This window comes from Azomonas macrocytogenes (assembly GCF_014191985.1).
Taxonomy (GTDB): domain Bacteria; phylum Pseudomonadota; class Gammaproteobacteria; order Pseudomonadales; family Pseudomonadaceae; genus Azomonas; species Azomonas macrocytogenes.
Genome location: NZ_JACHXI010000029.1, coordinates 1 through 20,458 on the forward strand (window position 1 = coordinate 1; position 20,458 = coordinate 20,458).

Annotated in this window: 19 protein-coding genes and 5 pseudogenes; 16 read left to right on the forward strand and 8 right to left on the reverse strand. The window is 59.0% G+C overall.

The features are described from left to right. The first annotated feature begins 113 nt into the window (after nt 1-113). The 3 genes and pseudogenes from panB (at nt 114) to FHR87_RS17565 (ending at nt 2,464) form a co-directional block, all read left to right on the forward strand. Nucleotides 114-865 (forward strand): annotated as a pseudogene (panB, locus tag FHR87_RS17555) (3-methyl-2-oxobutanoate hydroxymethyltransferase). Between the two features lie 101 nt (nt 866-966). Next, nucleotides 967-1,415: pseudogene (locus tag FHR87_RS17560) on the forward strand (MaoC family dehydratase); the annotation flags it as partial. A 170-nt stretch (nt 1,416-1,585) separates the two neighbouring features. Further along, complete coding sequence (locus FHR87_RS17565; protein WP_183168086.1) at nt 1,586-2,464, forward strand: PhzF family phenazine biosynthesis protein; 879 nt, start codon at nt 1,586-1,588, stop codon at nt 2,462-2,464. Nucleotides 2,465-2,640: 176 nt separating this feature from the next. Here the strand turns inward: FHR87_RS17565 and FHR87_RS17570 are convergent, their stop codons facing one another. Then, entirely contained in the window at nt 2,641-2,952 is a 312-nt protein-coding gene (locus FHR87_RS17570) for a helix-turn-helix domain-containing protein (protein WP_183168087.1), read from the reverse strand. After that, the gene (locus tag FHR87_RS17575; protein WP_476693174.1) at nt 2,939-3,298 is read right to left on the reverse strand and encodes a transcriptional regulator; all 360 of its coding nucleotides are present in this window, start codon (nt 3,296-3,298) and stop codon (nt 2,939-2,941) included. The genes FHR87_RS17570 and FHR87_RS17575 overlap by 14 nt, the downstream gene beginning before the upstream one ends. Nucleotides 3,299-4,086: 788 nt before the next feature. Between FHR87_RS17575 and FHR87_RS17580 the strand changes: the two genes are divergently transcribed. Beyond that, entirely contained in the window at nt 4,087-4,749 is a 663-nt protein-coding gene (locus FHR87_RS17580) for a class I SAM-dependent methyltransferase (RefSeq protein WP_183168088.1), read from the forward strand. 263 nt (nt 4,750-5,012) lie between these two features. On the opposite strand, the gene FHR87_RS17585 is transcribed toward FHR87_RS17580, so the two are convergent. After that, nucleotides 5,013-6,314 (reverse strand): extracellular catalytic domain type 1 short-chain-length polyhydroxyalkanoate depolymerase, encoded by a 1,302-nt coding sequence (locus tag FHR87_RS17585; RefSeq protein WP_183168089.1) that lies wholly within the window; start codon nt 6,312-6,314, stop codon nt 5,013-5,015. 31 nt (nt 6,315-6,345) lie between these two features. Further along, nucleotides 6,346-6,762, reverse strand: a complete 417-nt coding sequence (locus FHR87_RS17590) for a CopG family transcriptional regulator (RefSeq protein WP_041807298.1) — start codon at nt 6,760-6,762, stop codon at nt 6,346-6,348. A gap of 398 nt (nt 6,763-7,160) precedes the next feature. Between FHR87_RS17590 and FHR87_RS17595 the strand changes: the two are divergent. Next, nucleotides 7,161-7,289, forward strand: a pseudogene (locus tag FHR87_RS17595) (IS4 family transposase); the annotation flags it as partial. Nucleotides 7,290-7,337: 48 nt separating this feature from the next. Here FHR87_RS17595 and FHR87_RS17600 read toward each other — a convergent pair. After that, complete coding sequence (locus FHR87_RS17600; RefSeq protein WP_183168090.1) at nt 7,338-7,610, reverse strand: helix-turn-helix domain-containing protein; 273 nt, start codon at nt 7,608-7,610, stop codon at nt 7,338-7,340. A 100-nt stretch (nt 7,611-7,710) separates the two neighbouring features. Here FHR87_RS17600 and FHR87_RS17605 point away from each other — a divergent pair, with 100 nt between their 5' ends. The 3 genes from FHR87_RS17605 (at nt 7,711) to FHR87_RS17615 (ending at nt 9,223) form a co-directional block, all read left to right on the forward strand. Beyond that, nucleotides 7,711-8,034: a hypothetical protein gene (locus FHR87_RS17605; RefSeq protein WP_183168091.1), complete on the forward strand. Its 324-nt coding sequence runs from the start codon at nt 7,711-7,713 to the stop codon at nt 8,032-8,034. 260 nt (nt 8,035-8,294) lie between these two features. After that, nucleotides 8,295-8,495 (forward strand): hypothetical protein, encoded by a 201-nt coding sequence (locus tag FHR87_RS17610; protein ID WP_183168092.1) that lies wholly within the window; start codon nt 8,295-8,297, stop codon nt 8,493-8,495. 92 nt (nt 8,496-8,587) lie between these two features. Then, a complete protein-coding gene (locus tag FHR87_RS17615) occupies nt 8,588-9,223 on the forward strand; it encodes a LysE family translocator (RefSeq protein ID WP_183168093.1) in 636 nt (211 codons plus the stop codon). A 99-nt stretch (nt 9,224-9,322) separates the two neighbouring features. On the opposite strand, the gene FHR87_RS17620 is transcribed toward FHR87_RS17615, so the two are convergent. Together FHR87_RS17620 and FHR87_RS17625 are read right to left on the reverse strand one after the other, a co-directional pair. After that, the gene (locus tag FHR87_RS17620) at nt 9,323-9,478 is read right to left on the reverse strand and encodes a hypothetical protein (protein WP_183168094.1); all 156 of its coding nucleotides are present in this window, start codon (nt 9,476-9,478) and stop codon (nt 9,323-9,325) included. 99 nt (nt 9,479-9,577) lie between these two features. Next, the gene (locus FHR87_RS17625) at nt 9,578-10,243 is read right to left on the reverse strand and encodes a TetR/AcrR family transcriptional regulator (RefSeq protein WP_183168095.1); all 666 of its coding nucleotides are present in this window, start codon (nt 10,241-10,243) and stop codon (nt 9,578-9,580) included. 117 nt (nt 10,244-10,360) lie between these two features. On the opposite strand from FHR87_RS17625, the gene FHR87_RS17630 reads away from it, so the two are divergent. The 8 genes and pseudogenes from FHR87_RS17630 to ispA all read left to right on the forward strand — a co-directional run bounded on the left by FHR87_RS17630 (nt 10,361) and on the right by ispA (nt 20,226). Beyond that, entirely contained in the window at nt 10,361-11,380 is a 1,020-nt protein-coding gene (locus FHR87_RS17630; protein WP_183168096.1) for an HlyD family secretion protein, read from the forward strand. Continuing rightward, nucleotides 11,377-13,104, forward strand: a pseudogene (locus FHR87_RS19000) (ATP-binding cassette domain-containing protein); the annotation flags it as partial. The gene FHR87_RS17630 and the pseudogene FHR87_RS19000, both read left to right, overlap by 4 nt. Nucleotides 13,105-13,221: 117 nt before the next feature. Then, a pseudogene (locus FHR87_RS19005) lies at nt 13,222-14,301 on the forward strand (ABC transporter permease); the annotation flags it as partial. Between the two features lie 5 nt (nt 14,302-14,306). Beyond that, nucleotides 14,307-15,425, forward strand: a complete 1,119-nt coding sequence (locus tag FHR87_RS17640) for an ABC transporter permease (protein ID WP_183168098.1) — start codon at nt 14,307-14,309, stop codon at nt 15,423-15,425. Between the two features lie 245 nt (nt 15,426-15,670). Continuing rightward, entirely contained in the window at nt 15,671-17,968 is a 2,298-nt protein-coding gene (gene bglX, locus FHR87_RS17645; RefSeq protein ID WP_183168099.1) for a beta-glucosidase BglX, read from the forward strand. Between the two features lie 446 nt (nt 17,969-18,414). After that, nucleotides 18,415-18,864, forward strand: coding sequence for a tellurite resistance TerB family protein (locus tag FHR87_RS17650; protein ID WP_183168100.1), 450 nt, complete (start codon nt 18,415-18,417; stop codon nt 18,862-18,864). A 235-nt stretch (nt 18,865-19,099) separates the two neighbouring features. Beyond that, on the forward strand, nt 19,100-19,342 hold the full coding sequence (locus tag FHR87_RS17655) for an exodeoxyribonuclease VII small subunit (RefSeq protein WP_183168101.1): 243 nt from the start codon (nt 19,100-19,102) through the stop codon (nt 19,340-19,342). Beyond that, the gene (ispA, locus tag FHR87_RS17660; RefSeq protein WP_183168102.1) at nt 19,339-20,226 is read left to right on the forward strand and encodes a (2E,6E)-farnesyl diphosphate synthase; all 888 of its coding nucleotides are present in this window, start codon (nt 19,339-19,341) and stop codon (nt 20,224-20,226) included. Before FHR87_RS17655 ends, ispA begins: the two co-directional genes overlap by 4 nt. Here the strand turns inward: ispA and FHR87_RS19010 are convergent. Beyond that, a partial coding sequence (locus FHR87_RS19010; RefSeq protein ID WP_221189907.1) for a hypothetical protein occupies nt 20,202-20,458 on the reverse strand: 257 nt, incomplete at its 5' end. The two genes, ispA and FHR87_RS19010, sit on opposite strands and share 25 nt — an antisense overlap.

The window sequence follows — 20,458 nt, forward strand, 5'->3', positions numbered from 1 at the left end:
GTGTAGCGACGACGGGTAATACGTTGCATGGGAACCTCCAGGTTGCGATCAAAGTATCGCTTCCTGGCGTCCGCTCTGGTGGGGCAGGTTCAAACAGACCTCCCCGTGGCGGCATTAAAAACACTGCCAAACCAGCCCGCGTAAGAATCCATTACCTCAAGCAGATGAAGGCGAACGGTGAAAAGTGGGCCATACTCACCGCCTACGACATGTACACCGCTGAGATCTTTGAGACGGCCGGCATCCCTGTATTGCTAGTCGGTGATTCGGCATCAAACAACGTCTTCGGCTACGACTCGACTCTCACCGTAACGGTCGACGAATTGATTCCGCTGGCGCGCGCGGTTAGCAGGTCGGCGCACCGTGCCCTGGTCATCGCTGACTTGCCTTTCGGTTCGTACCAGGCATCGGCGGAGCAGTGTTTTCACACGGCAGTACGCTTCATGAAAGAAGGTGGTGCCCATGCGATCAAGATTGAGGGCGGTATAGAAATTCTGCCGCAGGTGGAAAAGCTGGTGTCCTCTGGAATACCGGTCATGGCCCACATCGGCTTCACACCCCAGGCCGAGCACCAACTAGGTGGCTACCGTGTGCAGGGAGCGATAATTCCCAGCGCCTGCTTGAAGTTGCGCAGGCGCTCGAGAGAGCTGGCGCGTTCGCGCTACTCATCGAAATGGTGCCCAGTGAGATCGCAGGCCACATCACCCGGGCGGTGGCAATCCCTACTGTTGGGATCGGCGCCGGCAACGAGTGCGACGCTCAAGTATTGGTGTGGCAGGACATGGTTGGACTACGTAACAGGCAACTGCCGCGATTCGTGAAGCAATACGCCGATATGCGTGGAGTACTGCATACAGCGGCCTAGGATTTTGCCGCCGAAGTTGAGGCAGGCGCTTTTCCTGGGCCTGAACATTCCTTCCATGATTAGTAGCCCAAGGGGCAGGCATGGCGAGTTTTAGAGCGTGAGCAGCCGATGGACTCCGTACCGGCGACAGTTTCACTTAACCCGGCGTTTCACGGAGACGGACATAGAAGACTTCGCCCGCATCTCGCGTGACTACAACCCGGTACATTTCGATAGCCCCTACGCCACGCTGAGGAACTTCAAAGCTCCCGTTTCCCAAGGGCTGTTGACGGCCAGTTTGATGACCGAGATCGGCGGACAGATAGGTGGCTAGCATTGGGGATGACGTTCCACTTCAAGCGTCCGGTTTACTCAGGCGACACGATCACCTGCAATTGGATGATCACCGAAATCGACGAGCGTGGGCGAGCCAAGGCTGTGGTAACCATGCATAACGATTGAGGCACAGACCAGCGGAGTTCTCCCTAGTCCCGATCAACGCCAGCGCTTACACGCCATGCTTCAAGAGGGCGATCTTACAAACCTTGCAGTGAGGACATCGGGTCGCTAAATCGCGATACGAAGGACATTTGGGCAGTCAGTCCTGACAAGCTGTCGTCCTCGCTGAATCTCTGAGAACGCGGAGCAAACTGTACCTGTCCATTTAATTTCAACTGAAACTGCACCTAACTGATGGCAACTCTTAGGATGAGCCTCGAGTGTGCTAACTGGTAGCTATCAATGACTCAAGTACGTTTCAAGCAAGTCGATGTATTCACTGCCGAGCGTTTCAAAGGCAATCCCGTAGCGGTGGTATTGGAAGCTGACGGGTTAACAGACGAGCATATGCAGCAGATTGCCAATTGGACAAATCTGTCAGAAACGACCTTCGTTATTGCGACGACCAGCGCTGAGGCAGATTACCGGGTGCGAATTTTCACGCCCCGCTCAGAATTGCCTTTTGCAGGGCATCCTACGATTGGCACCGCCCATGCCCTTATGGAGGCGGGCATCATCGTGCCTACTGAAGGGGCGTTAGTGCAGGAGTGTGGAGCTGGTCTTGTGAAGCTAGAGGTCTCGGTCGACGAAGCGAACCAGCAGCGGATCGCCTTTGAGCTGCCTGAGGCCAAATTCACACCGCTGAATGACTCAGAAGTTGATGAGCTGGAAGCCATTCTTGGTACAGCCATCGTTCGCGATCGCCGACCAGCCTTGGTTGATGTTGGGGCTCGTTGGATACTCGCACAATTACCAGACGCTCAAGCGGTACTGGTCAATGGGCCGGAGTTCGAACGTATGTGCGTTCAGAACATCCAGGCCAAAGCAACCGGGGTGGTTATCTTCGGTAAGCACATAGATAACGGCTTGCCAGGCGTAGAAGTAAGGGCCTATGCGCCTGCATGCGGCGTCAATGAAGACCCTGTATGCGGCAGTGGAAACGGAGCCATGGCAGCATTCATTCGCCATACCAAACAAACCGACTATTTCGGAAGGTCTCTGCTGGCTAGCCAGGGTGTAAAGGTCGGCCGCGCAGGCTTCATTCATCTCACTATCGGGGACGATGTGATCACGGTAGGTGGGCAAGCAGTCACCTGTATTGACGGATCGATCTCGATCTAAGAATTGCTAAGCTCGAAGCTGCACTAGCGACCACGCAAAGCGCGGGCAGGCAGCGCAAGCGTTGAAGCACGATGCCGAACTTTCATCCGACCGCTTTTGGCCGGACTCCGCTTATCACGCGACTTACAGGCATAATGGTCATCTGAGCAGTTTTCTCATTTCTGCTCTGTGCGCACTCAGCTTGAAAGTACGTCCCGGAACACGTCTGGACGCTGGGCGGCGATATGCAGTAGTGAGCGCGCAGCGCCAGATGGCGAGCGGCGACCTTGTTCCCACTCCTGCAGGGTGCGCACCGACACTCCCAGCAACTCAGCGAATTTCGGCTGCGACAGCCCGGTTTTGCTTCGTGCCTCGGCGGCCTCGGTCAATTCCACGCGATGCACGGCGCCGCGGCGTCCTGCCTTGACATCGACAATGGCGGCCAACAGCTCCTCGCCGATGTTGCGCTTGGCGTCTCGCTCAAGCAGTTCTTTCTCAGTCAGGGGCATGATTCATCTCCTTGGCGATCTTGCGCAGGATATGCGCCGGAATGTTATCGGTAGCGCCCTTGCCGTAAATCAACAGGGCCACCAGGGCTCCGCTGGCCAACTGCGCAGTGTAGATGACGCGCACGGAACCGCTCTTGCCGCGCCCTTCTATCCCCCAGCGCACCTTGCGGCAACCACCAGTGCCGGGAATGACAGCGCCGGCCTCGGGATTGCTGGCGAGGAAGGTCATAAAGGCACCACGCTCATCCTCCGTCCAGTAATCGGGCCAGAGCTTAGTGAACAGCGGAGATTCGATGATAGTCAGGATGGATAGAGCATACGTCAATGACGTACTGAAGACAATCAATAGCTCAGCCAGTCATACAGTTTTCGGCAACTTCTACCATCTTCCACCTCTCCACCCTATGCCGTTTCCTCTGGGTCGAGAGCAGCAGTGTTCCAAGCTTCTCTCGACGTCCGCCCTCATTTATTCTGGTTAGAGGGAGCACCGATACCGTCGAATGGTCGCTGGCGACCGATTCCGTTGAAAAAGTCGCTACCGGTAGCTTTGAGGTATTTTCAGGGGGTACTTGACCCCTTACCTAAGGCGAAATGGTGGCGTATAGGCGATTTTAGAAGGTCGGTTTTTCGCTCCATTGGTAACGCAACCATGCAAACCGACTTTTTCAACAGAATCGACCCAAAGCGGAAGTTTGACGGGAAAAACCCATGACTGCTTCGGGTCGTTCTGAGCCGGTCGAGCGACCTATGCAGTGATCATCCCCTTTGCAATACGTATCCACATTGAATGCAAATAGCGGGTCATTTTCAGTTAAGGGAAGTCGATTCCATTACCAGGCATGCCATTGCTTTTTCAGATAGTGGCATTAATAGTCTTATTTATGCTCAGACTCTTGCTGAAGTGTGGGCTGAAACGGCATCAAACAAAAATACATATAAAATTCAAATATATAAAAATAATAAAAGCCGGCTTTTTTCCGGCCCCTTCCACTGATATCCACCAAGCCTTAGATTCTACGGGCCTTGCACCCTTCCTGCTGACCACTCAGGCATTCAGGCAGAGTAAATCCCTGCTACCCCATGGCGTTAACTGAGCAAACATGTCGGTATGCCGATTTAATCTGGAGGCCGCGTATGACGACTCAAGACATTCCCATGAACGACGTACTCCTCGATTACGTTCGTCGGCACTCTTTGCGCGAACACCCGGCTCAGTCCGCCTTGCGCGAAGCTACGCGCTTGCACCCAAACGCCGGGATGCAAATCTCGCCGGAGCAAGGGCAACTGATGCAATTGTTGATCAAGCTGATGGGGGCACGGCGCACGATAGAGGTTGGCGTCTTCACTGGCTACAGCGCATTGGCGGTGGCGCTGGCTCTGCCTGATGACGGCCAGATTCTGGCTTGTGATATCAGCGATGAGTTCACCCGTATCGGCCGGCCGTTCTGGGAGCAGGCCGGAGTGGCACACAAGATCGATCTACGGTTGGCCCCTGCACTCGATACCCTGAATGCGTGTCTTGAGGCCGGTGAGGCAGGCACTTATGACTTTGCGTTCATCGATGCCGACAAGGAGAATTACGATGCTTACTACGAACGCTGCCTCACTCTGTTACGGCCAGGCGGGCTATTGGTGTTCGACAACATGCTGTGGGGTGGCTTGGTAGCACATGAAGCGGAAGACGATGCAACCCGGGCGCTGCAGGACTTGAACAACAAGCTGCACGGCGATAAGCGTGTCGATTTATCGCTGCTGACCATCGCTGACGGTGTGACGTTGGCGTACAAGTGTCCATAACGATGCCCTGCTTGGCCTCTCGACGCTGTGAAACGCGGAGTCACTGAAGTACCCAAGGCAGGGAGGGTATCGAAGTGACCAGTCGCAGGAAGTTTTTCCGTCTATCTGATTTTGATCTGATCGCGCCTCAAACCGGCAAACCGCCGGCTTGGGAGCACTCGGATTTGAAATCCAAGTGCTACTGCCCGCGCGCAGGTACTCATGGGTGGGGGCGAGCTTGGTGGGCCAATGCTCTGCTCTCCACTGCCCAGACGCCTAGGACTTCATTGGAGGGGGTGTGCAAGAAAGAAGCGCATCATTTCCTTCGTCGCGTCCGGGCCCCGAGGATCGGTATAGGAGCCGCGGGTGCTGCCCCCGGACCAGGCGTGATCTGCACCGTGAATCGTCCATTGCTCCACGTGCGGCAAGCCGCTCGGGTGACGATAGACGGTGCGGGTGTAGGCATGCCCGTTCGGCACCTGGCCCCGTTCCACCTTCATCCCCGGATTCGCGCCGGTTTCCGACTGGGCGGCGGGATGGGAAGCAGCCGGCGAAAACTGGGCGATCACCTGATCGCCATTGCCGGGATGAACAGTCGTATCCTGGTCCCCATGGAAGACGATGATTGGGACGGGACGTGCGGGCGCTCTGCTGTTTCTTGCGCTCTTCGTCTGGCGTCCAGCGCACTTGGCTCCTTGCTGCATCGCAGCGAATGCGGAAGGCAGATCATGTGCAGCCGCGTGGGGCAACCCGGAATGGATGCCGGCAGCGGCATAAAGGTCGGGATAGGTCATCGCCATCGTCGCTGACATGGCGCCACCGGCCGAGAGACCGGCGACATAGATGCGCTGCGGATCAACCTTGTAGCGAGCCGCGATGTCGCGCGTCATGCCGGCGATCAGCGACGGTTCGCCCTGGTCGACACATTGGTCAGACGGATTGAACCAGTTCCAGCATTTCGAACAATTCGCCGCCTTCGACTGGGCTGGATAGAGCACCAGGCAGGGCTCCTTCTCGGCGAATTCGTTCATGCGGGTGCCAGCGGCAAAATCGTCCGGACTTTGCGTACATCCATGCAGCATGACGACCAGGGGCAACGGCTGCCCCTCTTCATAGCCACGCGGGATATACAGCTTGTAGCTGCGGCTACCCGCAGGATTGGTGTACGAGCCCGTAATGAATTGGGCTCCCTCGGGTATCGCCTCAGGCGCTTGCTGGGGGACGATCCGGTCGAAGGCCGGCGCTGGTCCCCGGAATTTGAACAGTTTCTCGCGCAGGGCCGCACCGAAGCGCGACGATGCGGAGAGCGGTTCGGTAACGGTCTCGGGCTTGTCTTGGATGTCTGCCGCCTCCCGGTCGATGTCCTGCGCCGTGCTGTCCGGGGCAATCGAGCCGCCATCGATGACGCGGAAGTTGCCTTCAATCACCGTTCCCTCTGTGTTGCTCTCCGGGGAGACATTGGCCGCGGGCGGTGGTGCCGAGCGGCTCCCCAGCGCACGCTGAATGAGGGCGGTTGCTTCGAGGAGCTGGCCGGAGCGCGTCAGGCGTGTGGCTTCGAGCAGGTCAGAATTACGTCGTGCGTTCATAGTGTCAAATCTCCCAGGGCCGCTCTTGCGGTCACCGGATTCGGTCCGCCAGCACGGCCTTCACCGCAGCGCTGGCATGGAGCGCGCCGAGCACGACGATCGAATCGATCGTCGCCAGCGCGAGTTCGGGAGGTACATCCGTTGCAATGCTGGCAAGTCCCAGCACCTGGATCTGCAGCCTTTGTCCGGCTGCCTGCACAGCTTCCAGATCGCGGCGGGTGTAGTGCTGCAGGCCGAGGACGAAGGTCTTGCGGGCGACCGTTTCCCGAATCACTTCGGCATGAGTCGCCAACTGATTTCGAATCGCTGTGCGAATGAGATCGGTTCGATTCGAATAAAAGCCTTCCTGAACCAGCAGGTCGATCTGTCCCAAGTCGACGACCCCTAGGTTGATCGTGATTTTTTCGGTCGTGTCTCCGGCCTTCGGCCGAAGCTCATGAATGCTCATAACCATCCCCTTGCCATCCAATAACCATCTGCATGGATGGTATGTTGAGCCAAAGAACAGCAAAGTCAAGGCTTGACCCGAGGAATTTCTCCAACGGTGGGGCATTGGATGAGTGGAGCCATGTGTCGTGGGTGACAAAATGGCCCTGGTTTTACCGAGTGGCAGAAAATGGGATCGATCAGAATGGAAAAAACGCCTTTTGGGCGGCGGTCACCGCGCGGGCAAACGTATTCCGTGCTTGAGTGCCCCCCATAAATTTTCTTGAAAAATCAAAGCAGTAGTGCTTGAAGAAGTCTGCATGGGCAGGCGACGTTGGGTCTCGCCAAACGAACCGATGCCCCATCCCAGGCAGGCCGTCCAACTCTTAGTACGCCGCGTTCGCCAAGGCACTCCCTACGATCCATATCCGCCTTCTCGAGGCCTTGATGGCCGCAGTGGCTGTCCTACAAGGCCGCTGCCTGACCCTGACCGCGCTGGGGCGTTCCATGCTTGGCTCGGCCAGGCCCAGGCATGCGATCAAACGGATACTGGGGCACGAGAGACCAGTCCCTGGACCAAACAACTGATTTCTTATGTCAGTCCTGAAGTGATTTGGTGCCTTTAGCTGGTGCTCGGAGCAGCGGTTCGATCTCTTTCAACAGCCGATAAGGGTCAGCGTCCAGATTGAGCGTCACCTGAAGAAATTCGATCACATCGAGCCTGCGCTCACCTCGCTCGTACTTCGAGACGTAGGACTGTTGGCGTCCCAGCTTCGAAGAAAGCCCTTGCTGGGTCATTTTCGCTTCCTTGCGCGCTTCTATCAGCAAGCCGATCAGTCGCTGGTAGGACGGCGAATGTATGGTTTTCATAGGGTTACCGGACTAGAGGCCGGCGACCTAAATAAACCTGTTTTAGGTTTATCCCAAAACAGGTTTTTTGTAGCATGTGGCGATACAGGAGGATCAACGCATGATGCAACGATGGCAGTGGTGGGCTCGAAAGCTGCACGGGCTTCGTCTGAGCGTAACGACGTTACTTAACACACCCAGGGTCGACGACCGCTATATGATCAGTCGCTCCGTATGGGGCCGTCTGAGTATCCGATTCGATGGCGGACCCTTTTATCCTGAAATGGTCAATGACCTGGAAAGTGCCTTCAAGCGCTTCGGCCATCTGGTTGAGCATGGGGAAGAGCTTTCGGGAGCTCAATGGGCATACAGGATCATCGCAAGCGGCCAATCAGTGACAGCCGCCGAGTTGAATGCCATCCGTACTTTGCTACGCAAAGCGTAAATGACATATACATGGCGATGCTGGTTGAATGGGCTGTCCCCCTCTGCGGCAGTGAAACCCCGGAATCAGCTTTCCAACAGCATTCCTTAACCGACTTTTCCATTTTCAGTCTTTTCTGCTGGCTTGCGTTACCGTAGGTCTGATCCACCTCCCATTTACAATCCATTCACACTTTTATCAGGTTTTTTTCACATCTCGCTTCGTACCCTGATCGATCTGAAAGCAGCCAAGTTTCTTTGGGAATCCTGCGGGAGGTCGAAGTGAATAGCTCTGAATCGAACATCGGTATCTGGAAGCAGCGCTGGCGAGCCGAGGCTAAACTAGGGGGCATTGCCTTGCTGGCGATGTTGTCAGGCGGGGTAATGGCCAATGGCGATCTCGGCTGGCCATCGGTCATGGAAGTGCTGACAGGAATGATGGGCTGGTTCTTCATCAGAAGTACGTCAGCCCCTATCGAATAAACCCCAGCAGGGCCGGTTTTCGCGGATGACGCGGGGCTGTTCTTTCGAGCCTTTCACCTGACCGCTGCACACACCATGAGAGCTCGGATGCGTTGACCGTTACCCAAGCGTTGATCGAGTTTTTGGTTGCTGTCAGCATTCTGACGATCACTCCAGGCGTGGATACGGCGCTGGTGTTGCGTACCGCTGCTGCAGGAGGCTCGCGACGTGCTGCTTTTACTGCGCTGGGTGTCGCCGTTGGCTGCCTGATATGGGGCGCGGCGGCCGCTGTCGGGCTTGGTGCCCTGCTTATCGCGTCCACTACCGCGTTCACGGTGGTGAAATGGAGTGGAGCCACCTATCTGGTGTGGCTTGGGGTGAAGCTTCTGCTTAAGCCACGCCGAAGCCTGACTGGGGCTGCAAGCCCTGCCACCGAGTCACAGGAAAGCCTCCTGGCAGCGCTGCGTCGCGGGTTTCTGACGAATATTCTCAACCCCAAGGTCGGGCTCTTCTACATCACTTTCCTTCCGCAGTTTGTACCGCCAGAAGTGAATCTCGCCTCCTTTACTTTTCTGCTGGCTTGCATCCATGTGAGTCTCGCGCTCATGTGGTTCGCCGCGTTGATTGCGGCGACGGTGCCGCTGAGCAACTTTCTGGCCCGACGCCGCGTCATGACCGTGCTGGATCGGATGACGGGATGCGTCTTCGTTTACTTTGGCCTCAATCTGGCCCTGGGCCGACAGCAATGACCGCCGTTCGCTGCAAGGTCGGTCTGGCTCCAGCGGATCGGTCTGCCATTCTGGGCTGAATAGCGCACGCTTGGCGCAAAGGGGAACGCCCTCTACGCTTCAGGCATGTCCTTGCGGTGTGTCGGCATGCCCATAACCCATGACCTTCTGCTTAATCTCGCGATAGCTCTGGCCATCGGTTTGCTGATCGGCACCGAACGCGGCTGGAATGCCCGGGATACCGACGACGCTTGGTAGCCTGACCCTGCCAGTCATGGCCATCGGCCTGCTGGGTGGGCTGGCGACCCTGCTATTGCTTTGAAAGCGCTGCAGAAAGACGCTTGCCCGGCAGCGGCGATTGCCACGGTTACCCGATCAATTCCCCGGCCCGGCGTGCGGCTTGTCCATGGCGCTCACCGCCTCGAGCCCTGCCAGCGCAAATCCTTTCAGATGCGTCGCCAACTCTTCGGCTGGCTGAGAAAACAAGGTCTGAAACGGGCCAGGCGTATTTCTGTCGAACACCAGCAGCATCAGGCAGGGAGCCATGATATTGATCGCACAGCGGGAAAGCGCGGGATCACCGGCGGGAATACCCGTGACTTCACTGATAATGCCGGCCAAAAGATTGAACTTTGGCATGACTTCTTCACTGATCAGGCTGGCGAAGTGAGGCGAGGGAGCCAATATCTCCCGCGCGCAAACCCGGTTGTACCAACCCTGGTCATCCAGCACTTTCTCGACCATCCGGTCGATAAAAACGGCCAGTTTGGCACGCGGCGCAAGATCGGAGCGGGCCAGTTCGGACAGCATGTCCAGGTTGACGAAATGCTTGTGCCCTTCCAGCAGCACGGCGCGATAAAGGCCATCGCGGCTGCCGAAGTGATAGTTGATGGCCGCCAGGTCGGTGCCCGCCCTCTCGCAGATGGCTTTGCTGGCCGCGCCGGCATAGCCGCGTTCGGCAAACAGCCAGCCTGCAGCAGCAAGAATCCTGGCACGCGTAGCCTCTCCGTCTGTTCGCGGAATCCGGCGTGGTTTACCCATAGGAAAAAAGGGAACCCGTGGTTGAAAACATGCCATATGTTCGCCCAGAGAAACTTCAAATTCAATTTGAATTTAATATATAGTGCATTCATCGCCTACTCGTGCAGGGAGCCCATCATGAAAAGGACAATCATCGCCGGCCTTGCCACGCTGGCGCTGATCGGCACCGGTATTTGGTGGTTCACTCGACCGGCGCCTGACAGCAACCTGCTGACGCTGTACGGCAACGTCGATATCCGCCAGGTGTCACTGGCCTTTGAAGGTAGCGACCGCGTGATCGAGCTGCGCGTGGAAGAAGGCGACAAGGTCAAGGCCGGTCAGGTCCTGGCGCTGCTGGACACCCGCACGCTGCGACTGGAAGCGGCCCAGGCCGAGGCGAAAATCGCGGCCCAGGAGCAAATACTGTTACGTCTGCGCAATGGCTCGCGCCCCGAGGAAATTGCCCAGGCCCGGGCGCGAACCGCCGCAGCCAACGCCGACGCGGCTATCGCCGCCCAGGATTTGCAGCGGCTGCAAGAGCTCTCCCGCCGCAGCGACGGCCAGGCCATCAAGCGCCAGGATCTGGATCATGCGGTATCGAATCTGCAGGTAGCCCGCGCTCAGGCAGAAGACCAGCGCAAGGCCTTGCGTCTGGCGGAGCTGGGACCACGCGCCGAGGATATCGCGCAGGCTGAAGCAGAACTGCAGTCCACGCAGGCGGAACTGGCGTTGTTGCAGCTGCGCCTGTCACAGGCTGAACTCAAAGCCCCTGCCGATGCCGTCGTGCGATCGCGCCTGCTGGAGCCGGGCGACATGGCCTCGCCGCAAAAACCGGTCTTCGCCCTGGCCCTGATCGAGCCGAAATGGGTCCGCGTCTACGTCACCGAACCGCAGCTGGGCCAGGTGCGGCCAGGCATGCGAGCGCAAGTGAGCACCGATAGCCATCCCGCGCAATCCATCGAAGGCTCCGTTGGCTACATCTCCTCGGTGGCAGAGTTCACTCCGAAAGCGGTGCAGACCGAAGAACTGCGCACCAGCCTGGTCTATGAGATTCGCGTGCGAGTCAGGGACCCGGAGGATCGCTTGCGTCTGGGCATGCCAGCGACCGTGCGCCTGGCCCTGAACAGCATGAACGGCAACCAAGGCGCCACGCCATGAATACACAGATGCCCGCCGTGGTGCAGGCGCGAGAGCTGGTCAAGGTCTTTCCCGGCTCACCGCTGGGACCGGCACTCGATCAGGTGTCGCTGAGCATTACCAGCGGCCGGCTGACCGCCCTGGTCGGGCCGGATGGCGCCGGCAAGACCACCCTGCTGCGGCTGATGGCCGGGCTCATGAAAGCCAATTCGGGCACTCTGGAAATTCTGGGCCTGAATGTCGCGACCCAGCCTCAGGCGGTGCAGGATCGCATTAGCTATATGCCCCAGCGCTTCGGGTTGTACGAGGACTTGAGCGTGCAGGAGAACCTCGATCTGTACGCCGATCTGCACGGTGTTCCGTCAGCGCTGCGGAACGAGCGCTTTGCGCACCTGCTGCAGATGACCGACCTTACGCACTTTACCGAGCGCCCCGCCGGCAAGCTCTCAGGTGGCATGAAGCAGAAGTTGGGGTTGGCCTGCACCTTGGTGCGCTCACCGGATCTGTTGCTGCTGGACGAACCGACCGTCGGCGTGGACCCGCTGTCACGGCGCGAATTGTGGGAGATCGTCCAGCGCCTGGTGGACGAAGAAAAACTGAGCGTCATCATCAGTACCGCCTACATGGACGAAGCGCAGCGCTGCGCCCACATCTTCGTCATGTACCAGGGCCGCCTACTGGCGCAAGGCTCCCCAGAGGATTTGTGCGAGCCCGCGCGGGAGCGCTGTTTTGTCGCCACGCCGGCGCTCGGCACGCCAGCCCGCACGCTGCAGGCCAAGCTTCTCGACGACAGCGAGAACATCATCGATGCAGTGCCTGAAGCTGGCCAGGTACGGTTCATTCAAAGTCCCCAGGCCGATCCGGCTCGCCTCGCAACCCTGCTCACGGGTGTGGCGTACCACCGCGTGCCCGTGCGACTCGAAGACGGCGTGCAGACTTTGCTGCGCCAGCAGCGGCCCGCCGAGACGTTGATCCTCGACGAAGCGGCGGCCAGCGCAATTGGCGAAACACGGCCGCCGATGATCGAAGTACGCGACCTGGTGCGCCGCTTCGGCGATTTCACCGCCGTGGCGAGCACGTCCTTCAGCGTGCAGCGCGGCGAGATTTTCGGGCTGCTCGGCCCGAACGGCGCGGGCAAGACCACCACGTTCCGCATGCTGTGCGGCCTATTGCCAGCCAGCAGTGGCCATCTTGAAGTCGCCGGCGTCAACCTGCGCACGGCGCGCGCGACGGCACGCCGCAAAGTGGGCTATGTGTCGCAGAAATTCGCGCTCTACGGCAATCTTACGGTCAGCGAAAATCTCACCTTCTTCGGCGGTGCCTATGGCCTGAGTGGCACCGCACTGCGCGAGCGCATGGACGCGGTGCTGGGTCAGTTCGATCTACGGGATCAGTTGCAAATGCGCAGTGGCGAGCTACCCGGAGGTTACCAGCAGCGCCTGGCCATGGCCGTGGCCCTGCTGCACGAGCCGGAAATCCTGTTTCTGGACGAACCCACCAGCGGCATCGATCCCTTGGCGCGGCGTTCATTCTGGCGGCGCATCACCGCGCTGGCCCAGGCGGGCACCACCATTATCGTGACCACGCACTTCATGGAAGAGGCCGAATATTGCGACCGTATCCTGATTCAGGACGCGGGACGGGTGCTCGCCCTGGGCACGCCCGCCGAAGTGCGCCAACAGGCTGGCGGCATGCGCGATATGAACAGTGCCTTTATCGGCATCGTCGAACAGGCCCGCGCCCAGCAGCAACCCCAGGCAACGCCAGTGGCTGCAGCTCCGACTCCGGCCGCGGCCATGACTACCGCCAAGACGGTCGCACACGGTGGATTCTGGCGGCGACTGGCCTCACTGACCCGTAAGGAATTCCGGCAATTGCTGCGCGACCGCAGCAACCTGGCCATCGGCGTGGTACTGCCCATCGTGCTGATTTTGATCTTCGGCTACGGGATTTCGCTCGATATCGAAAATGCCCCCGTAGCCGTAGTGCTGGAGGACGCTTCATCCACCGCGCGCGAGGTGGTGGCTGGTCTGGGAGGCTCGCCCTACCTTGCGCCGATCTGGGTCAACACAATGCCCGCGGCCGAGCGACTGATGCGCGAACGCCGGGTAGACGGCATCGTGCGCGTACCCGCCGATTTTTCCAGGCGACTGGTTCGGGGAGACGCGCAGCTCCAGTTGCTGCTGCACGGAACGGATGCCAACAGCGCATCGACCCTGCGCGGCTACGTCAACAGCGCCATCGGCCAATGGAGTCAGCGCCAGGCCGACCGCAATGGCCGCCTTGGCCCGATGCCGGGTGTCGCGCTGGCCGAGCGCCTGTGGTTCAACGCTGCCAATACCAGCACCTGGTATCTGGTGCCGGGGCTGATCGCGCTGATCATGACCTTGGTCGGTGCCTTTCTGACCGCACTGGTGGTCGCCCGCGAGTGGGAACGCGGCACGCTCGAAGCCCTGTTCGTCACGCCGGTACGGTCACTCGAAATCCTGCTGGCCAAGATGATCCCCTATTTCATGGTCGGCATGCTGGGCCTGAGCCTGTGCCTGGCAGCCGCACGCTTGCTGTTCCACGTGCCGATCCAGGGCTCGTTGATCGTCCTGCTCATCAGCTCGACACTCTACATGCTCGTCGCCTTGGGCATCGGCCTGGTAATTTCGGCCAAGACGCGCAACCAGTTTCTGGCCAGCCAGGTGGCAGTCCTGACCACCTTCCTGCCAGCCTTGATGCTCTCAGGGTTTTTGTTCGACCTGCGCAATGTGCCCGCGGCCATTCAAGTGATCGGCACAATCCTGCCTGCAACCTATTTCGTGGAACTACTCAAGACCCTGTTCCTGGCCGGCAATAACTGGCCCCTGATCGTCAGGGACTGGGCCGTACTCGCCGGCTACGCCGTCCTGCTGCTCGGTGCCGCCCGCCTGATGACGCGAAAAACGCTGGACTGATGACCATGGCTGCTTTCATCGCATTCATTCGCCGTATCACCAGCCTGATCCGCAAGGAATTGCTGGCGATTCTCAAGGACCCAACCAGTCGGGCCATTTTGCTGGTTCCCGTGCTGATGCAATCCATCGTGTTCGGCTACGGTGCCACCTATGACCTGAACCATGCACCCTATGCAGTGCTCGACCTGAGCCATGGCAAGGCCGCCACCGAACTGCTCGCCCGGCTCGACGGATCAGGCGTGTTCCAGCGCGTGGCCACTCTGCAATCGCCCGCCGACATCGCCCGTGTGATCGATACGGGCAAAGCGCTGCTGGTGTTGAGCATCGCCTCGGATTTCGCTGAGCGCCTGTCCGCCGGAGCGGGGGTGAACGTGCAGTTGGTGCTGGATGGACGCAATTCAACGACAGCCAATATGGCAGCCGGCCATCTCGGCAACCTGATCGCCGACTACAACGCCAGTTTGCCGGGTGCCAGTCAGCCGGCGATCCAGGTCGAAACCCGTGCCTGGTTCAATCCCAACCTGGAATCACGCTGGAACATCGTGCCAGCCCTGATCGCTGCCTTGAGCATGATCCAGACGCTTCTGCTGGCATCCCTGTCGGTGGCGCGCGAGCGCGAGCAGGGCACGTTCGACCAACTGCTGGTCACGCCGCTGGGGCCTATGGAAATCCTCATCGGCAAGGCCATCCCGCCGGTGCTGATCGGCCTGGTGCAGTCAAGCATCATTCTGGTCATCGCCTGGTTCTGGTTCCAGATTCCCCTGATCGGTTCGGTCTGGGTGTTGTATGCGGGTTTGCTGGCATTCACCACCGCCTGCGTCGGCATCGGCCTGTCCATTTCCGCGCTCTCGGCCAACATGCAGCAGGCGATGGTCTATGCCTTCGTGCTGATGATGCCGCTGATCCTGCTTTCCGGCCTGATCACCCCGGTTCGCAATATGCCCGAGGCACTGCAGATCGCCACCTACGCCAACCCCTTGCGCTTTGCCATTGATCTGGTGCGCCGGGTATACCTCGAAGGCGCGGGACTCGCGGATATCGCCGCCAATTTCCTGCCGATGCTGGCCGTTGCTGCCCTCACGCTGCCGCTTGCCGCCTGGTTGTTCCGTAACCGCCTGGTTTGATCGAACAGCCTGGAAAGAAAGAGCGCCCCAGCGCATTCAAACCGGAAAATAGCCTCTGCGAACGAACGGCCATGGTTGCCGATCACAATGAAAGCAGCAGCTTGTAATGCCCCTCGGCAGCGGGATATTCCTTTCTCCTTCCTGCCCAGTCAGGTAAAAGTGACCCGTTAAGCATATCGGCGGCCTTCCCCGATCAAGGTGATTCTGTGGATTGCAAAAACCTTTCCTGTCTGAAAAAAAACTCGATGAATAAACTGTATTTGCTGGGCCTGCTTGCCAGCCTGCTCTACCTGCCGGCTCTGGCCGATTCGCCACGCGTAGCACTGCAAGACAAGCAGATATTCATCGCCAATCTGATGCAGCAGATGACGCTCGAAGAGAAGATCGGACAGCTGCGCTTGATCAGCATTGGCGGGGAAGAAATGCCGAAAGAACGATTGATCGAGGAAATTGCGGCGGGGCATGTAGGCGGAACCTTCAACAGTGTCACCCGTACCGAAAACCGGCCGCTGCAGGACGCGGCAGTCAACAGCAGCCGCCTGAAGATTCCGTTGTTCTTCGCCTATGACATCGTGCACGGCCACCGGACGATTTTCCCCATCAGCCTGGCCCAGGCATCGAGCTGGGATATGCAGGCGATCGCCAAGTCCGCGCGGATCTCGGCCATCGAGGCCAGTGCCGACGGCATCGACATGACTTTCGCGCCAATGGTCGATATCTCTCGCGATCCGCGCTGGGGCCGCACCTCGGAAGGGCTGGGCGAAGATCCGTATCTGGTATCGCGGATCGCCAAGGTTATGGTCAAGGCCTACCAGGGCGACTCGCTCCAGGCCCCCGACAGCCTGATGGCCAGCGTCAAGCACTTCGCGCTCTACGGCGCCGTCGAAGGTGGGCGCGACTACAACATCGTCGACATGAGCCCGGTGCGCATGTACCAGGCTTATCTGCCCCCCTACCGGGCCGCCATCGATGCCGGGGCTGGCGGAGTGATGATCGCACTCAACTCGATCAACGGGACACCAGCCACAGCCAATACCTGGCTGCTTCAGGATTTGTTGCGCAAGGATTGGGGCTTCAAGGGCATAACCATCAGCGATCACGGCGCCATCGGCGAATTACTCAAGCATGGCGTCGCCCGCAACGGGCGCGAAGCAGCCAAGCTGGCGATCAAGGCCGGCGTGGACATGAGCATGCACGACGAACTGTATCGGCAGGAGCTGCCCAAGCTGATCGCTTCAGGCGAGGTCAAGCAGCAGGAAATCGATAATGCCGTGCGCGACGTGCTGGGTGCCAAATACGACATGGGGCTGTTCGAAGACCCTTACCGGCGCATCGGCAGTGCCGCAGACGATCCGGCCGACACCAATGCCGAAAGTCGCCTGCACCGCGCCGAGGCACGTGACATGGCGCGTAGGTCACTGGTCTTACTGAAGAACGAGAACCAGACCCTGCCGCTGAAAAAGCACGGCACCATCGCCCTGATCGGCCCATTGGCCGATGCACCGATCGATATCCTGGGTAGCTGGGCTGCCGCGGGCCTTCCCAGGCAGTCGGTTTCACTGCTCAAGGGGCTGCGCGAAGCGTTGGGTGACCAGGCGCAACTGATTCATGCCCGCGGTGCGAATATCACCAACGACCAGCGCATCGTCGATTACCTGAACGTCATCAGTTTCTGGGAGCCCGAGGTCGTCCAGGACAAGCGCTCGCCAGCCGCGATGATTGCCGAAGCGGTCGAGGCCGCCGAACAGGCCGACGTCATCGTGGCAGCGGTCGGTGAATCGCGCAGCATGTCCCACGAAGCCGTGAGCCGAACCAGCCTGGATATTCCCGCCAGCCAGCGCGCCCTGCTCGCAGCGCTCAAGGCGACCGGCAAGCCCTTGGTACTGGTGCTGATGAACGGTCGGCCGCTAGCGCTGCAAGGGGAACAGGAGCAGGCCGACGCAATCCTGGAAACCTGGTTCAGCGGCACCGAGGGCGGCCATGCGATTGCCGATGTGCTGTTCGGCGACTACAACCCTTCCGGCAAACTGCCTATCTCCTTTCCTCGTTCGCCAGGGCAAATCCCGACCTACTACAACCATCCGCGAATCGGCCGCCCCTTCAACCCGGAAAAGCCCGATCACTACACCTCGCAGTATTTCGAGGAGCCGAACGGCCCGCTCTACCCTTTCGGCTATGGGCTGAGCTATACCGAGTTCAGCCTGTCGGGCCTGACCCTGTCGAGCCGTACGCTGCAACGAAACGCTACGCTCGACGCCAGTGTGACCCTGAAAAATACCGGGCAGCGCGATGGCGAAACCGTCGTGCAGCTCTATATCCAAGACATCACGGCATCGCTGATCCGCCCGGTCAAGGAGCTGAAGAATTTCCAGAAGGTCATGCTCAAGGCTGGAGAAGAGAAGATCATCCACTTCACCATCACTGAAGACGACCTGAAGTTCTACAACATCCACCTGGAGCAAGTCGCCGAACCGGGCGAATTCAACGTGCAGATCGGACTGGATTCCGAGACCGTACAGGAACAACGCTTCGAACTGTTGTAGCGTCTGTATCGTGCCCCGGCCCTTGGAGCAAACAGGTTATCATCTATGTCGAAAATAGACACAACGCCATCGAACGAGTCGCGATCATGCAGCCTATGGATGGCTCCTGGAAAGAAGCCATCCATAGGCATCGATGAAGCTTTCGATAAGCAAGAAATTCCACCCTTGGCGAATCTCAAATAGCAAAACCTTGAAAACAGCACATCCGGATACATATCTAGCCGTGCAAACGCACCTCAGGCACCACGGGGGTAAAGCCCGCCAAACGCTACCATCGATGCCCGAGGCAAGCTGGCCAAAACAGTCGAAATTGATGAAGCTAAGTCAGGTTTGCACGACGGAACGCCGGAAGGCGCGCATGATCGGGCCTGCCTAGCACCATAGCGGCAAAACCGGTACTACCGGGATATAGCAGTCCCGATTCCCCTTTGATCAGGAGTAAGACAATGCTCGATTGGCTGAAAAAGAATACTGCTGCAGCGCGTGAAGCGCTTACCACTGAAGTGGCCAAGTTCCGCAATCGCGAGTTCATGGAAGCGGTGGTTTCCGGCTGCGCACTGGTAGCCGCCGCCGATGGAGACGTCAGCAGCAGCGAAAAGCAGAAAATGATAGGCTTCATCCAAAGTTCAAGCGAACTCAAGGTGTTCGACCTCAATGAGGTGATCAAGGCTTTCGGCGATATTTGCAGCAAGTTCGAATTCGATGCCGAGATCGGCCGCGCCGAAGCGCTGAGAACCATCGGCAAATTGCGCAGCAAGGAAGATGCTGCCCGCTTGCTGGTCCGCGTCTGCTGTGCCATTGGCAGCTCCGATGGTGATTTCGATGAAGGCGAGCGCAATGTCTGCCGTACCATCTGTAGCGAGCTGGGCCTGAATCCGGCCGACTTCTCCCTTTGACTGGCTCCCGGAGGCCGGACTTTCCGGCCTCCGGCTTCCATTTCCCACTCCATGGCTGCCTTGCACGGCCACCTCACTCTTGTAAAGGGAGCATGTCTCCCGGCACCGAATCACATGGGTATACGCAAAACTGCGAATAAAACCATGACCAATAGCTTTCTGGCATCCACTGCCCTGCTCTGCTAATGTCGCGACCGAATCAAACCGCTCCACTACTACCTACAGGCTCTTCGACATGGCCCGCAAGAAAGCCGCGCTTGATTTCGAACGCTCTCTCGCCGAACTGCAACAACTGGTCGAACGCCTGGAGAGTGGGGAATTGTCACTGGAAGATTCCCTTAACTGCTTCGAGCAAGGCATCCGCCTCACCCGCGATTGCCAGACCGCACTGACCCAAGCCGAGCAGAAAGTGCAGATCCTGCTCGAACGCGACGGCAGCGTGCGGGAAGCTCCCTTCGAAACGGATACACAACAATGATTGGCCAATACCAGAAAGACTGTCAGCGGCGGGTCGATACCTGTCTGACCGAGCTTTTCGTCGCTCCCCTCGAACCGCTCGCGCGGCTCTATGAAGCCATGCGCTACAGCGTGATGAATGGCGGTAAGCGCGTACGGCCATTGCTGGTTTATGCCGGTTGCGAAGCGTTGAGCGGTAATCCGGCGCAAGCCGACGGCGCGGCCTGCGCGGTCGAGCTGATTCATGCCTACTCGTTGGTACACGACGACCTGCCGGCAATGGACGACGACGATCTGCGCCGGGGCCAGCCCACCACCCACAAGGCTTTCGACGAAGCTTGCGCGATTCTTGCCGGCGACGGCCTGCAGAGCCTGGCGTTCGAAGTGCTGGCCGCCGAACGGCATAACCCGGCCGATCCAGCCTTGCGCCTGCGCATGCTGAGCGTGCTTGCCCGCGCGGCTGGACCGTTTGGCATGGTCGGCGGACAGGCTATCGACCTGGGCGCCGTGGGCCACAAGCTGGACCGCCATGCACTGGAGCAAATGCACCGGCACAAGACTGGCGCCCTGATCGAAGCCAGCGTGCTTCTCGGTGCCCTGGCCAGTGGCAAGGCCAGCGAAACGGAGCTGGCCGCGCTGCGCGAATATGCCAGAGCCATCGGTCTGGCCTTTCAGGTGCAGGACGACATTCTCGATGTGGAAAGCGATACGGCGACACTAGGCAAGACTCAAGGCGCCGATATCGCCCGCGACAAACCCACCTATCCTGCCTTGCTGGGTCTGGAGCAAGCCAAGCTATATGCGTGCGAACTGCATGAGCAGGCACAGCAGTCCCTGAGCGACTTTGGCGAAAAAGCCGCAGCGCTACGCGCACTGGCCCGCTACATCATCGAGCGGAGAAATTGAATCGGCGGCTCGCTCGAAATCTTCTGCATGGCAGGCTTTCCAGCCTCGCCAAAACAACCAGCCTCGTATAAGCCAGCCAGATAGCGGCAATCCAGTTCATGCCGTCTTTCGGTAGGCGACGTATTAGCCGTCGCTTCGATCAGGTAAAATGCCGCCTCTTTTTCTCTGCACAACGATCTCCCGATGCCCAAGACATTCCATGAGATTCCCCGCGAGCGCCCCGCTACACCGA